Genomic DNA, 14,526 nt, shown 5'->3' on the forward strand with positions numbered 1-14,526 from the left:
TTTTGTTATTTCAGCGTCAGGAAGCGCGAGGGATGGATATCCATCACGTTTTCCTGCCAGCCGCCGACCTTCGCAGAAACGAGGTTGTGGTAGCTGTAATACATCAGCGGCATGACGCAGAGATCGCGCGCGACGCCGATTTCCTCGGCATCCGACAAGATCTTCAGGCGTTCGGCAGGTTCGACAGCAGCGGCCTTGGAGAGCAGGCCGTCATACTCCGAATTGGAATACTGCGTGTAGTTGTTGCCGGTACCGGTCTTGCAAAGCGCCAGGAAGTTTTCCGGGTCGACATAGTCGGCATACCATGCGGCGCGCGCCACATCGTAATTGCCCTTGGCTTCGAGCAGACCGTAATGCGACTTGGTGTCGGCATTGACCAGCGAAACCTCGATCCCGAACGGACGCAACATCTCTTGAATGGCGACAGCAGTGTTCGAGTTGTTGTCGGAGGTGTTGAAGCGGATTTCCATCTTCAACGGCGAGGACGGACCATAGCCCAGCTCGGTCAGGATCTTCTCGGCTTCATCTTCACGGTCGATCTGGGCTTTTTCGGCATATTCCGGGGCGCGAGCCGTGTAACCCTCAATGCCCGGCGGCACGAAAGAGTAGGCGGGCAGCATCGTGTCCTGCCAGACCTTCTTGGCGAGGAAGTCGCGGTCGATCAGCATCGAGATCGCCTGCCGCAGACGCGGATTATCCCACGGAGCCTTGTCGGTCTTGAAGCCGTAGTAGTAGGTAGCGAGGATCGGCCCGACGCGCACCTCATCGCCGAACTTGGCCTTCAGGTCAGCGGTCTGTTCGGTTGGGAAGTCACGGTTGACGTCGAGTTCACCCGCTTCGAAACGCTTCACGGCCGCGGCGTTATCGGCCGTCGGATAGTAGTTCACCTTGTCGATGGCGACATTGGCGACGTCGTAGAACTCGGGATTCTTCTCAAGTGTGATGTGATCGTTCGGCACGAAGCCGGCAAGCTTGTAAGCGCCGTTCGAAACGAGATGACCGGGCTTGGTGAAATCGGCGCCGAAGGCTTCGACATTCTCTCGCTTGACCGGATAGGTCGACTGGTGGCTCAGCATATCGAGGAAATAGGGCGTGGGCGCATTCAGCGTCACGACCAGAGTCAGCTTATCCTTCGCCGAAATGCCAAGTTCTTCAGGCTTCTTCTTGCCGGCGGTAATGTCTTCCGCGTTGACCACCGGGGCCAGCATGTAGGCGTATTCGGCAGCCGTTTCAGGCGTGACCACACGGCGCCAGGAATAGACGAAGTCCTCGGCCGTCACCGGGCTGCCATCGGACCAGCGGCCGTCGGCGCGCAGATGGAAGGTGTAGGTCTTGCCGTCTTCGGAAACTTCCCAGCTTTCCGCAGCGCCCGGAATGGTGCGAGCGGCGGCATCATGGGCGGTCAGTCCCAGAAACAGATCCCGCATAAGATTGCCTTCGGCCATCGTCGAGGTGCGATGCGGGTCCATGGATTCCGGATCGTCGACATTGCCGCGGTCCAGAACTGTTTCGGCGAGCGCAGCCGGTGCGAATGCTATCGGCAGCAAGGCCAGCGCCGAACCGAGAAGCAGCGATCGCAACGAGAATTTATGATGTGATGTCATGCAGGATCCCTCATTGTTAGTGATATTTGTGGCTGATCTTTCCGGATCGGCAGGGGAGGCAGCGCCGGCAATACCGGCGTTCGGCTGGCGGTCCAGCAGTCTGGTCGGACTGCGGTAACCGCAAGGGCGGGTCGTCGCTTCGGTTTTCCAGCGACGTGTGTTCATGAGGCGAAGCGGTCGGTTGCGCGAACCGTGGCATCGGCGATGCCGGGCTCCACGCCGGAATGACCGGCATCGGGAACGATGGTGAAAGTCGCGTCCGGCCAGCGTTTCGCCAGGTCATGGGCGGTCTGCATCGGCGTCACCAGATCATAGCGGCCCTGGATGATCTCGCCCGGCACGCCCTTGAGCGCGGCCGCCTGATCGAGCAGCCATCCGTCATGGGCGAAGAAGCCGCCATTCATGAAATAATGGCATTCGAGCCGGGCAAGCGCGACAGCGGTTTCCTCCTCGGCGAAGGACGCCTCGCGCTCCGGGTCCGGTATCAGGCTCAGCGCCGCGCCCTCCCAGGCGCTCCAAGCCTTGGCGGCCTCCAATTGGTTCGCCGCATCGCCATTCGTCAGCCGCTGGTAATAAGCGGCGAGCAGGTCGTCGCGCTCGGTTTCGGGAATTGGCGCCAGATACCGGTCAAAGGCATCGGGATAGAGAAAGCTTGCGCCGGATTGATAGAACCAGCGCACCTCCGCAGTACGCACGGCGAAGATGCCCCGCACGATCAGTTCGGTCACGTGCAAGCGATGGGTGATGGCATAGGCAAGGGCCAGCGTCGAGCCCCATGATCCCCCGACGACCTGCCAGCGATCGATGCCGAGATGCTGCCTCAGCGTCTCGATGTCGGCCACTAGGTCCCAGGTGGTATTTTCGGCCAGTTCGGCATAGGGCGTGGATTGGCCACAGCCACGCTGATCGAAGAGAATGATGCGATAGCGCTTCGGATCGTGCCCGCGCCGCAGGAACGGTGATATCCCGCCCCCGGGGCCTCCATGCAGCACGAGCGCCGGTTTTCCATCCGGATTGCCGCACTGCTCGTAATAGATACGGTGCACCGGGCTGACTTGAAGAAAGCCAGTGTCATAAGGCTCGATGACGGGATACAGGCTGCGGCGTGTCGTATCCGCTGTTTCCGTCATGCGGCAACCTCCGCCTCGGCCAGATGTTCAGCCAAAATGCGGCCGATATCATGGAAGGCCTGCGGGTGATCGACGCTGAGTTCCTTGCCCTGCGTCATCACCACGGCGATCACCGCCGGCCGCTGGTCAGGCTGGAAGCGGATCATGTCGTGCTTGAAATAGGAGGCGCGGGGATCGCCGGTCCAGGTGTTGTGGCCGGCCTTGCTCCAGTAGGGCAGGTGGGTCGGCAGGCCGCCGCCGAGAAACTCTGTCACCTGATAGCCGGAATTACCGGCTTCGGGGCCTGCCAGATCCCGGCGCAGCTCCTTTTGCGCGCGCGCGCGCGAGGCATCGGAGAGCGGCAGCTCACCTTCGAACAGTTCCCACATCAGGCGCGCGGCCGAAAGCGGCGTGAGCGCATTGAGATAGGACCGGTCGCGCCCCGCATATTGCGCCTCGCGTCCGTAACGCGTGTCGTCCATCAGCTTCTGGGTGATGTTGCAGCCGGCAAATTCGCTCCATCCGAGGCTCAGGAAATAGCGGTTCAGCATCTCCCTGCGCTCACGCCATTCGACGAATTCAGAGCCGGATAGCAGCGTGTCGCCGGTCGTACCGGTAATCAGATCGATGACGTAGTTGGTCGCGGTGTTCGAGGACCACAGGATCATGTCGCGCATGGCGCGGTCGAGATCCTCATGCGGCGTCAGAACACCCTGATCCAGCAAATCCAGCGCATGAACCAGATGGAACGCCTTCACGAGGCTGCACGGATAGCACACCCAGTCTCCACGCCACGAATATCCGACGGGGCGGCTATTTTCCGGCGTCACGATCACGAGGCCCAACCGTTCCTCGCGCAATCCCCGGGAAGAAAGCTGCTCCAGCAGCTTCGCAACAAGCCTGTCTCCGCGCTGCTGCCATTCCGGGGTCTGGGTGAAGAACATGGGCATTTCCTTGTCTGCATTCTCATTTCGCCATGGGCGTCTGAGGACAAAGCTAGCCCCGCATCGGAGATTGTGTAAAATAATTAAAACTGCATCTTCTATTACCCAGCTAATAGTCTTCCCACGGAAAGGATCCTCATGAATCTCCGGGAACTCGAGCTTTTCGGCACGCTGATGCGGGTCGGGACCACGATCGAAACGGCAGCGGTCCTTGGAATTTCGCAGCCAGGCGTCAGCGCCCAGATCAAGCGCATCGAGGCCCGGCTGCGGCTCACCTTGTTTCAGCGCGTCGGCAACCGGCTGGAGCCAACCGCCGAGGCGCACGCCCTGTTCGCGCAGGCCGCGCCGATCTTCACCACCCAGGCGGAAATCCGGTCCCGGATCGAGGAGCTGGCGAGCGCTGCCCGCGCGCCGGTGACGATCTCCGCCACGCCGGCAATCGTCGAAGGCTTCCTTGCCGAGCGGCTGGCGACCGCCGGTTATGACAACTGGCGGAAACATCTCCGCCTGTGGGTGACAGAGCCTGAGACGGACGTGAGAAGCGGCCGGGCCGATATCGGCCTGCAGATGGCGGTACCGGCCAAGGCGGACTTCCACGCGGAAACGCTGATGGAGGTGGCGCTCGGCGCCGTGATGCGCCGCGATCATCCGCTGGCGTCGAAAGATCGCCTGAGCATCACGGATATCGCCGCCGAGCCGCTGGTCTCCTACGATCCGGCATGGTCGCCCATGGGCGCAGTCATCCAGCAGGCCTTTCGAGCCAAGGGACTGAAATACAATCTGTCCTGCGAAGCGCCGTTCTGCTCGACTGTCTGCCATCTGGTGGAAGCGTGCGGCGGGGTGGGTGTCATCGATGCACTGACTGCCGGCCGGCTGACGAGTCCCGCCCTCGTCTGGAAACCGCTCGGGAATGTCCCGACTGTTCCCCTGATCGTTTTCCACCGCCGTAAAGAGCCCCTGCGCAGCGCAGTTCTCTCGCTGCTGACCCTTCTGAAGACACCCCCGGCAAGCAAAGGGAAGGAAAAGAGCGCTCACTCGGAATAGGCGCTGCAGGCCTGTTTCAGATAGCGAATGAAACTCGCACTGTGGCGTGAAAGCACCCTGAGGTCGCTGTGAAGCACGACCGTGTTCAGTCCGATGGCCGGCTTCATTCGCAATATCTCGACAGCGCGGTCTTTGAACGAGGAAGCGGAGTAGGCATCGACAATCGTCGCGCCACACCCCTTTTCCGCAAGCTTGCAGGCGATGGAATGGGTCTGCACCTGGATCGCGGGAGCAGCAGCCATGCCGGCCGACCGCATTTCCCGATCGATCAACCGACCGACGGGATCGCTGTCCATCAGACCGATCAATCGTTGCGGATCGATTTCAGCGAGCCGGATCTCCTTCCTCTGCGCATTCCGGTCACCCGCAGGTCCGACATACAGCAGATTGGAGTGCCCGAGCTTTTCCGCCCTGATACCGACATGCGGCTCGGGATCGAAGGTAACGGCAATGTCGAGATCCTGCGCCATAAGGCTCTGGATGAGCTGCGCCGTATGCTGGGTGCGAATTTCGTAGGAAATTTCGGGATGCGCCTTCTGGAAGCGCTGTATGGCGTCCGGCACGACGCTCATGCCGAGGCTCGGAATGCAGCCGACCCGGATGCGCCCCTGTCCATGGGGCGCAAGATTCTGTCCGAGCCGGCGCAAGTGCCCCAGTTGGTCGAAGACCTTGGCGATTTCCGGCGCCATCATCTCGGCCTCGCGGGTGGGGACCAGCCGTCCCTTGATGCGCTCGAAAAGCCGGAACCCGAGCTGCTGCTCGGCATGCTTGATCAGCTTGCTGACGGCAGGCTGGCTGATGCCCAGAAGCCCTGCGGCACGGGTGATTGCGCCTGTCTGGAAGACGGCATGGCAGGCTTCTATGTGACGCAGTTGAAGCACGGTGGCTCGCGATCAGCTCATAACTTTTGTTTATATATATACGAAACAAAGGAAATTGCTCAAGCCGTGGCTTCTGGCCATAGTCCCGTCATCGGGCAAGGGATTTTCACCATGAAGATTTGCATTCTGGGCGCGGGTGTCGTCGGGCTGACCACCGCCTATTTTCTGGCGCGCAGCGGTCACGAGATCTCAATCGTTGACCGAAACGGACTGCCGGCGCAGGAAACCAGCTTCGCCAATGGCGGCCAGCTCAGCTATTCCTACGTCGCGCCGCTTGCTGCACCTTCGATCTTTCCAAGCCTTCCGAAATATCTTCTGGACCGGCAGTCGCCGCTCGGTTTCCAGCTTCGCGCCGATCCGAGCCAATGGCGCTGGCTCCTGAATTTCCTTCGGGCGTGCAGCCCCGGCACCTTTCAGAAGCACACCGCTGAACTCGCCATGCTTGCGGATTTCAGTCGCACGGCGATGCACGATCTCATGCAGGCCGAATCACTGGACTTCGACTTCAACCGCTTCGGTAAACTGGTCATCCATCGGGATCGGAAGAGTTTCGAAAACGCGGTCGCCCTCGCGGCCTATCAAAAGGAACTCGGAGCAGAGCAGGACGTACTCGACGACGAGGCCTGCATTGCGCTTGAGCCCTCTCTTGCAAGTCTCAAGGGCCAATTCAGCGGCGGGGTCTTCACCCCATCCGAGGAAGCAGGGGACTGCCGCAAGTTCTGCGAAGCCCTCGATAAGGTGCTCGGGGAACAGTATGGGGTAACGAGGCTTTACCACCACAAGATCGGCGCTCTGCGCGCCGATCAGGGGCGGGTGCGCGCCGTTTCCACCGATCGCGGCGATGTAGAAGCCGACCATTTCGTCATGACGGCGGGATTGACGAGCCGGGAACTGATGCGCCCGCTCGGCGTATCGTTGCCGCTCTGCGCGCTCAAGGGCTACAGCCTGACGGTCGCGGTTCCGGAGGCCACAGAAACAGCCGCGCCGAAGATCAGCGTCACCGACAGCCAGAACAAGATCGTCTATGCGAGACTGGGCGACAGCCTGCGCATTGCCGCCATGGTCGACATCGGTACGTCTGACGCCGCCGTCAATCCGCGCCGGCTCGACACACTGAAAAGGCAGGTCCGCTCAACGTTTCCGAAGCTGGCTGACCTCGACAACGCTCAATCCTGGGCGGGCCTTCGTCCTGCCACGGCGCAAGGAAAGCCGATCATCGGCAAGACGCCCTATCGCAACCTGTCTCTCAATGTCGGTCATGGCGCGCTGGGCTTCACGCTGGCCTGCGGCAGCGCCAGACTGATCCGCGATTTCATCGATGAAAAGCCGGCCGCGCTGGATGCGACGCCCTTTGCTCTCGGGGCTGTTCAATGAGGACAATTTGGGACATCTCTTCCGGCGCACAATCATTTGACAAAGGTCAACGACGCCCCCAACTTCTGCTATAGAGTACTTTGCAGGATGTCGTAGGCGACCGATGGAACTGATGCGCTACATCATGCTGGTCATTCGGACCTTTCTGGCCACGGCAGTCATTGCCGGGGTGATGGGTTCGTCGGCGGCAATGGCGGCGGATCATCCCTGCCAGTCGCAGCAGGTGCAGACTTCCATGCACACCGACACCGGCTCCCACAGCCATCCCGGCAAGTCACCCGCAAGCAACAAGATGCTCTGCTGCAGTTCCGTCTGCATGCTTTGCAGTGTGGTCGAAGCCGCGGACAAGTTCGAGACGATGCCGGCGAGGTTCGTCGATATCCGTTTTATCGACATAACCTCATTTCCCACGGGACGCAGCACGCCTCCTGTTCTCGGTCCTCCCCGCAACGCTGCCTGATGCTAGTGCGCCGCCAGTCCGGCCGCACCTCAACACACATCATTCGCAGCAGCCGTCGGCATTGCCGACCTATGGATCGAGAGAAAGATCATGAATCGCCGTCAATTCCTCCAGAATCTTGCGCTCGGCGCAGCAGCCATCGGATCGGGCGCAAGCCTGCCATGGAGCGTCCGGGCCGCCACGACACCGTCGTCGCTCAACCTTGCCGTCACCACCCGGACAATCGAAGTGAACGGAAAGGCGGCCAGGGTTTTCGGCCTTGTTCAGCCTGATGGAAAGCCGGGACTGACACTGGACGCCGGAACGCAATTCGATGTCCAACTCACCAACCAGACCGGGGAAAGCACGCTCATCCACTGGCACGGACTGACGCCGCCATGGAACATGGATGGCGTGCCGGACAATCCGGCCGCCCTATTGCAGCCGGGCGAAGAGCGCCGTTACAATTTTCCGGTCGGTGCCGGCGGGACCCATTGGATGCACGCCCACACCTTGCAGGAACAGAACCTGTTGGCCGCACCTCTCATCGTCCGCACAGTGGAGGAGCGAAACAGCGACGTGCAGGAGGTGGTCGTCCTGCTCCACGATTTCTCCTTCAGGACGCCGGAAGAACTCCTTGCCGAACTCAAGGGCGCCGGCGGTCACGGAATGTCGATGGGCATGAACCACGGCAGCATGATGCATGACATGTCGGGCAACATGGGTGGCCACGGCATGGCCATGCCGGGGATGAACATGCCCGATATGGCAGGGATGCCGTCCATGGACCTGAACGACATCGAATATGATGCCTATCTGGCAAACGACCGCACCCTTGATGATCCGGAAACCTTCCCCGTCGAGAAGGGTGGTCGTGTCAGACTCAGGATCATCAACGGTGCCACGGCAACCGCCTTCACCATCGACACCGGCGCGCTGAAAGGCATCCTCGTCGCGGTCGATGGCATTCCCGTCCAGCCGCTTACCGTTCAACGCGTTCCCGTCTCAATGGGCCAGCGTGTCGATATCCTGCTCGACATACCCGGTGAAGGCGGAGCGTTCCCTGTATTCGCGCTGCGCGAAGGTTCCCCGCATCGCACCGGGATTGTTCTCGCGACTGCAGGGGCAAGCATTCAGAAGTTCGCCACCGAAGGGATCGAAACCGGCCCGGTTCTCGATCTCAAACTCGAGCAACGGCTTCGTGCACTCAAGCCTCTCAAGGATGCCGAGCCCGCCAGGACATTCGAAATGGTCCTGAGCGGCAACATGTCCGGCTACACCTGGCAGATCGAAGGCGGTGAACATCTCGACGTCAAGACCGGCGACCGGATCCGGTTCGTCATCCGCAACATGTCGATGATGGCGCATCCCATGCATCTGCATGGTCATCATTTCCAGATCGTCGGACTGAACGGCAGGGATTTCGCAGGTGCAGTCCGGGACACGGTTCTCTTGCCGCCGATGGCAGAGGCCGTGCTAGAGTTCGATGCCAGCAATCCCGGTCGGTGGCCGTTCCATTGCCACCATCTGTATCACATGGCCAGCGGCATGATGTCCTTCGTGTCTTACGACGAGGCCGGCTGAGCAAAGGTCATATTGCAGCAATTTTCGCGTTCAGGGAGACCCCAATGACGCACGAACATCATACTGAAAACAACGACCATGCCGGCCATGAGCACAGTCAGGAGAAAGGTCAGGGGCAGGAGCACCATGATCACTCCCATCACGATCATGCTCATCACCACGACCACCCCGCCGACCAGAAACCAAAGGGCGCAACTCCGGCACCGGAAGGGACTATCTACACCTGCCCGATGCATCCCCAGATACGGCAGACACAGCCCGGAAACTGCCCCATATGCGGCATGACACTCGAGCCCGAAGTGGCAACCGCCGACACGGGCCCCAGTCCCGAACTGATCGACATGAAGCGCCGCTTCTGGATCGGCCTCGCACTGGCTATACCGGTCGTGATCCTCGAAATGGGCGGACACCTCATTGATTTGCACATGCTGATCGGTGCTCAGGCGTCCAACTGGATCCAGTTGATCCTCGCCACGCCTGTCGTGCTCTGGGCCGGATGGCCCTTCTTCGAGCGCGGCTGGAAGTCCATCGTCACCCGACACCTGAACATGTTCACGCTGATCGCCATCGGCACCGGGGCATCATGGCTCTTCAGCATCGTCGCAACGGTCGCGCCGGGCCTTTTCCCGCCAAGCCTGCGCGAGGCCGAAGGAACGGTCGCCGTCTATTTCGAGGCGGCAGCGGTAATCACGGTTCTGGTCCTGCTCGGTCAGGTTCTCGAACTGCGCGCGAGGGAACAGACCGGTGGCGCTATCCGTGCGCTTCTAGATCTCGCCCCGAAGATGGCGCGACGCGTCCGCGAAGACGGTACGGACGAGGACATCGCGCTGGAAGCGGTCGTTGTCGGAGACAAGCTTCGGGTCCGTCCCGGCGAGAAGGTGCCGGTCGATGGCGTTCTGATCGAAGGACGAAGCTCGGTCGATGAATCGATGATCACCGGTGAGTCCATGCCCGTCACCAAAGAGACGGGAGCCAGGCTCATCGGCGGCACCATGAACCAGACCGGCGGCTTCGTCATGGAGGCCGCCAAGGTCGGTCGCGATACCATGCTGTCGCGCATCGTTCATATGGTGGCGGAGGCGCAACGCTCCCGCGCCCCGATCCAGCGCCTTGCCGACGAGGTGTCGGGATGGTTCGTACCCATCGTTCTTGCTATCGCAGCCATTGCCTTCGCCATCTGGATGACGGTCGGGCCTGAACCGCGTTTCGCGCACGGACTGGTCGCAGCCGTCGCCGTGCTGATTATCGCCTGCCCTTGCGCACTCGGCCTCGCCACTCCGATGTCGATCATGGTGGGGGTCGGGCGGGGTGCCCATCTAGGCGTTCTCATCAAGAACGCCGAAGCGCTCGAACGGTTCGAAAAGGTCGATACGCTGGTGGTCGACAAGACCGGTACGCTGACGGAGGGCAAGCCCAGGGTCACGGCCATCGTTCCCGTACAAGGCCTGGATGAACAGGAACTGCTGCGCCTCGCCGCTACGCTTGAACGCTCCAGCGAACATCCGCTTGCCATCGCCATCGTGGCGGCCGCAGAGGAACGCGGTCTGTCGCTCGCGGATGCGACCGAATTCGACAGCCCTGTCGGCAAGGGGGTGACGGGCGTGGTCGACGGAAAGCGCCTTGTGATCGGCAGCCATCGCATCATGGAGGAAACAAGCATCGACCTATCCGCCATGACGGCAAAAGCCGAAGAGCTTCGCAATGACGGTGCCACCGTCATCTTCCTGGCCGCTGACGGCGCCGTTGCCGGCCTTTTCGCCATCGCCGATCCGATCAAGATGACGACACCGGTCGCATTGAAGAGCCTTGTCGATGCCGGGGTCCGCGTCGTCATGCTGACAGGCGACAACCGCACGACCGCGGAGGCGGTCGGCAGACGCCTCGGCATCTCCGAAGTCGAAGCGGAGGTTCTGCCCGAGGACAAGAGCAAGATCGTCACCCGGCTGCGCGGCGAAGGCCGCATCGTCGGCATGGCCGGCGACGGCGTCAACGATGCACCCGCGCTTGCGGCAGCGGACGTTGGCATCGCCATGGGAACGGGAACCGATGTTGCCATCGAGAGCGCCGGCGTCACCCTTCTCAAGGGCGACCTGCAGGGCATCGTGCGGGCAAGGCAACTCAGCCACGCGACCATGCAGAACATTCGCCAGAACCTGTTCTTCGCCTTCATCTACAATGCGGCAGGAGTCCCGGTGGCGGCAGGCCTACTTTATCCGAGCTTCGGCATCCTGCTTTCGCCGATCATCGCGGCGGCGGCGATGGCGCTTTCATCCGTCAGCGTAATCGGCAACTCGCTGCGCCTGCGGCAGATCAGGATCTGACCGCGGCAAGTTCGGCCGTCTTCGCCCTGCCGGTGCGGGCGGCCGGATCGCGTGTGATCACCTGAAGTTGCTTGGCCAGCCAGTCCACGAACACGCGCACCCTGTTACTCAGGTGCCGGGTCTGGGGATAGACGACATAGAGGGGCACCGGATCCCGGTTCCACTCAGGAAGCACAGGCACCAGTTCTCCCTTCTCCACCGCTTCCTTGACTACGAACAACGGAGACATGACGATCCCGAGACCGGAAACAGCAGCCCGAAGATAAGACCGGCTGTCATTCACCGACAGTATGAAGCGGGGCGACACCTCGATAAACTCGTCGCCTCTGCGGAACTCCATCGGCAGCACTCGACCGGCCTGAGCCTTCATGTAGCCCACGCAGAAATGGTCGCCTTCCAGATCTGTCGGATGCTCTGGCATGCCGAAATTTTCGATGTAGAACGGCGCAGCATAGGTCTGCATGTTCAGTTCGCCGATCTTGCGGGCAACCAGCGACTGATCGGACAATGTGCCCGCTCGCAGTGCGCAGTCGACGTTTTCGGCGATATAATCGACCAGCCGGTCGCCAACCCCGATATCGAGCTGGATCTGCGGATAGCGCATGTAGAAATCGCAAAGCGCCGGGATCACGACGGAATCGGCGAAAATACTCGCCATTTCAACACGCAGGCGGCCGGAGGGCAGTGCCTGGGAATTTGAAAAGCTGCCGTCGAGTTCATCCAGTTCCGAGAGAATTTCCGTTGCCCGCTCGTAATAAAGAGCACCGTCGGTGGTAACCATGACACGGCGGGTGGTGCGATTGAGAAGCGTCGTGCTAAGGTGAGCTTCCAGCCCCTGCACCAGATTGGTGACAGATGTCTTCGGCATGTTGAGGCTCTTGGCAGCGCGGGTGAAGTTCCCGGTCTCCACCACCCGCACGAAAACGCGCATTGCGGAAATCTGATCCATACATCAGCCTTTGTTGCGTTGCGCCATTATCCCGAAATTTGGAATAGTGTAGTCGAATTTAGCAAGCTTGCGCAATTCGACAAGAACAATAATATCTACTGCGTGTCCGGCAGCGGATATAGATCCCTGAATTGGGATCGATCGAGGATTTTTCAATGACAGCGCAGTGGGGAAACATACCTTTCGACAGGTCGGCCAAGCCACCGGTTCCCATGCGTCTCTACGAAGGGAAGGGCAAGTGCAAGACGCCCCCCCTGGTGCTTTATCTTCGCGGCGGAGCCTTTCTGGCCGATGACCGCGAAGAGGAAGAGCAACCGGTCGCACGAGCGCTTGCGGATGCAGGCGCCGTGGTTCTGGAAGCGGACTACAGCAGCGTTTCGAATAACCTGTTTCCACAGGCGATGGAATGCGCATTCGCTGCCTTGCTGTGTCTGAACAGTCGCCGGAAACAATTCGGAACTGCGAAGTCGCTGCTGCTGGTGGCCGGAGATGAAGCCGGGGGCAACGTCGCCGCCGGGGTGGCGCTGAAGGCGCGCGACCAGATGCAGGGTGAACTGGACGGACAGATTTTGCTGTCGCCCATGATCGATCCGATGATGGCATCGGCATCCTTCCGGGAGGCTGACAAGATCGGAATGAGGGAACGCTGGTCGGATGGGTGGAGCCATTATCTCGGCTCGCATTTCGGTTCGCAGCACCCTTATGCGGCGCCATGTCTTTGTTCGCGGCTGAACGGTCTGGCACCGGCTCTGATCGTGACAGCGGAAGACGATCCGCTGCGTGACGAGGTTCGCGGCTACGGTGACAGGCTTCGTGGTTCCGGCGTCAGGGTGCGCCAACATGTTTTCCCGGCCGGCAGCGGCTGGACCGGGATCTACAGGGACGATGGCGGTGAATGGATGAAGGCGCTCGGTGCCGAATTCACCGGTTTCGTTCAGGAATTAAGTGCTTAGCAGGACAGTATTTCAGAACTGAAAGCGGCCGGTTTCGGGCCGCAAGGAGATATCATGACAGCGAAAAACAAGCGCTGGGCCCTGTGGGGTGCCGGTATAGGGACCGTTGCGTCCATCGCAGGTGCGACAATGTATCTGGACCTGCCGAGAGGAGCCAATGCAGCCTCTGAAACCGCTGCTGCCGCACCCGCCCCGGCCATCCCCGTGACTGTCGCGACCGTCGAGCCGCGCAGTATCAGCACATGGCAGGAATTCTCCGGTCGACTGGAAGCGGTCGATCGGGTGCAGGTTCGTCCGCGCGTCGCAGGCATGGTGCAGTCGGTCCATTTCCGCGAAGGCGGTCTGGTGAAGGCCGGCGACCTGCTCGTCACGATCGATCCCGAACCCTATCAGGCGGCAGTCGCTCAGGCCGAAGGCCAGGTCGCCTCGGCGCAGGCGCGCGTCGAACTGGCGTCTACGGAGTTCGAACGCGGCAAGAACCTTGCATCCAAGAACACCATCTCCCAGAGCGATCTTACCCAGCGTCAGAGCGCCCGCAATGAGGCGCTGGCGAACCTCCAGTCCGCCAAGGCGGCCCTGAAATCGGCCCAACTCGATCTGGATTACACCCAGATCCACGCGCCGATCGCCGGCCGGGTCGGCAGGATCGAAGTCACCGTCGGGAACCTCGTTGCTGCCGGCTCCTCCTCGACGCCGCTGACGACGCTGGTTTCCACCGATCCGATCTATGCGAGCTTCGACGCCAGCGAAGAGCTGGTGGCCCGCACGCTTGCCGAACTGCCCGCCGCAAACGGTCTTCCGGCAATCGAACAGGTCCCCGTCGAGGTCGGCACGCTTTCCGACAACGGCACCCCGATCCGCGGCAAGCTCCAGCTCATCGACAACGAGGTGAACGCTTCGAGCGGCACCATCCGCGTCCGGGCAATCTTCGACAATCCGGAAGGACGGCTGATCCCCGGCCAGTTCGTGCGAGTTCGCATGGGCCAGCCCAAGGCTGAAGAGCATCTTCTCGTTAGCGAACGGGCGATCGGCACGGATCAGGACAAGAAGTTCGTCTTTGTGGTGGATACATCCAACACGGTCGCAATCCGCCAGGTCAGGCTCGGTAGCAGCGTCGATGGCCAGCGGATCGTGGAAGAAGGCCTGAATGCCGGCGACAGGATCGTCGTCAATGGCCTGCAGCGCATCCGGCCCGGTGCCGTGGTCGATCCTCAAGCGGAAGCCACGATCGCCCAGCAGTAATACGGCCGGCGCTATTTGCCGGCCACCCATTCCAACCCGCTTTGAAGCTTGTGATCACCCGATCGCAGGCGGCGGGGTCGTT

The 14,526-nt window shown here is 61.1% G+C and carries 12 protein-coding genes; 7 read left to right on the forward strand and 5 right to left on the reverse strand.

What is annotated here, in order from left to right; all coding sequences use genetic code 11:
- Window positions 1–5: 5 nt before the first annotated feature.
- From NBH21_RS20445 to NBH21_RS20455, 3 genes are all read right to left on the reverse strand, one after another.
- A complete protein-coding gene (locus NBH21_RS20445) occupies window positions 6–1,604 on the reverse strand; it encodes a peptide ABC transporter substrate-binding protein (protein WP_250914489.1) in 1,599 nt (532 codons plus the stop codon).
- 161 nt (window positions 1,605–1,765) lie between these two features.
- Window positions 1,766–2,734: a prolyl aminopeptidase gene (pip, locus tag NBH21_RS20450; RefSeq protein WP_250914488.1), complete on the reverse strand. Its 969-nt coding sequence runs from the start codon at window positions 2,732–2,734 to the stop codon at window positions 1,766–1,768.
- Window positions 2,731–3,657: a serine hydrolase gene (locus NBH21_RS20455; protein ID WP_250914487.1), complete on the reverse strand. Its 927-nt coding sequence runs from the start codon at window positions 3,655–3,657 to the stop codon at window positions 2,731–2,733. Before NBH21_RS20455 ends, pip begins: the two co-directional genes overlap by 4 nt.
- A 138-nt stretch (window positions 3,658–3,795) precedes the next feature.
- Here NBH21_RS20455 and NBH21_RS20460 point away from each other — a divergent pair, with 138 nt between their 5' ends.
- Window positions 3,796–4,701: a LysR family transcriptional regulator gene (locus tag NBH21_RS20460; protein ID WP_250914486.1), complete on the forward strand. Its 906-nt coding sequence runs from the start codon at window positions 3,796–3,798 to the stop codon at window positions 4,699–4,701.
- Here the strand turns inward: NBH21_RS20460 and NBH21_RS20465 are convergent.
- Window positions 4,689–5,582 carry a LysR family transcriptional regulator gene (locus NBH21_RS20465; RefSeq protein ID WP_250914485.1) on the reverse strand — a complete coding sequence of 298 codons (894 nt, stop codon included), beginning with the start codon at window positions 5,580–5,582 and terminating at the stop codon, window positions 4,689–4,691. The genes NBH21_RS20460 and NBH21_RS20465 overlap by 13 nt on opposite strands.
- Window positions 5,583–5,693: 111 nt before the next feature.
- On the opposite strand from NBH21_RS20465, the gene NBH21_RS20470 reads away from it, so the two are divergent.
- The 4 genes from NBH21_RS20470 (at window position 5,694) to NBH21_RS20485 (ending at window position 11,300) form a co-directional block, all read left to right on the forward strand.
- Window positions 5,694–6,956 carry a D-amino acid dehydrogenase gene (locus NBH21_RS20470; RefSeq protein WP_250914484.1) on the forward strand — a complete coding sequence of 421 codons (1,263 nt, stop codon included), beginning with the start codon at window positions 5,694–5,696 and terminating at the stop codon, window positions 6,954–6,956.
- A gap of 103 nt (window positions 6,957–7,059) precedes the next feature.
- A complete protein-coding gene (locus NBH21_RS20475; protein ID WP_250914483.1) occupies window positions 7,060–7,416 on the forward strand; it encodes a hypothetical protein in 357 nt (118 codons plus the stop codon).
- Between the two features lie 90 nt (window positions 7,417–7,506).
- Window positions 7,507–8,979, forward strand: coding sequence for a multicopper oxidase family protein (locus tag NBH21_RS20480; protein ID WP_250914482.1), 1,473 nt, complete (start codon window positions 7,507–7,509; stop codon window positions 8,977–8,979).
- 44 nt (window positions 8,980–9,023) lie between these two features.
- Entirely contained in the window at window positions 9,024–11,300 is a 2,277-nt protein-coding gene (locus NBH21_RS20485) for a copper-transporting P-type ATPase (RefSeq protein ID WP_250914481.1), read from the forward strand.
- Here the strand turns inward: NBH21_RS20485 and NBH21_RS20490 are convergent.
- Window positions 11,290–12,249 (reverse strand): LysR family transcriptional regulator, encoded by a 960-nt coding sequence (locus NBH21_RS20490; RefSeq protein ID WP_250914480.1) that lies wholly within the window; start codon window positions 12,247–12,249, stop codon window positions 11,290–11,292. The two genes, NBH21_RS20485 and NBH21_RS20490, sit on opposite strands and share 11 nt — an antisense overlap.
- A 155-nt stretch (window positions 12,250–12,404) precedes the next feature.
- Here NBH21_RS20490 and NBH21_RS20495 point away from each other — a divergent pair, with 155 nt between their 5' ends.
- Both NBH21_RS20495 and NBH21_RS20500 read left to right on the forward strand, forming a co-directional pair.
- A complete protein-coding gene (locus tag NBH21_RS20495; RefSeq protein ID WP_250914479.1) occupies window positions 12,405–13,202 on the forward strand; it encodes an alpha/beta hydrolase in 798 nt (265 codons plus the stop codon).
- A 54-nt stretch (window positions 13,203–13,256) separates the two neighbouring features.
- A complete protein-coding gene (locus NBH21_RS20500) occupies window positions 13,257–14,444 on the forward strand; it encodes an efflux RND transporter periplasmic adaptor subunit (RefSeq protein WP_250914478.1) in 1,188 nt (395 codons plus the stop codon).
- Window positions 14,445–14,526: the final 82 nt, after the last annotated feature.

Origin of the sequence: Ciceribacter sichuanensis, from assembly GCF_024055605.1 — a bacterium.
GTDB lineage: Bacteria > Pseudomonadota > Alphaproteobacteria > Rhizobiales > Rhizobiaceae > Allorhizobium > Allorhizobium sichuanense.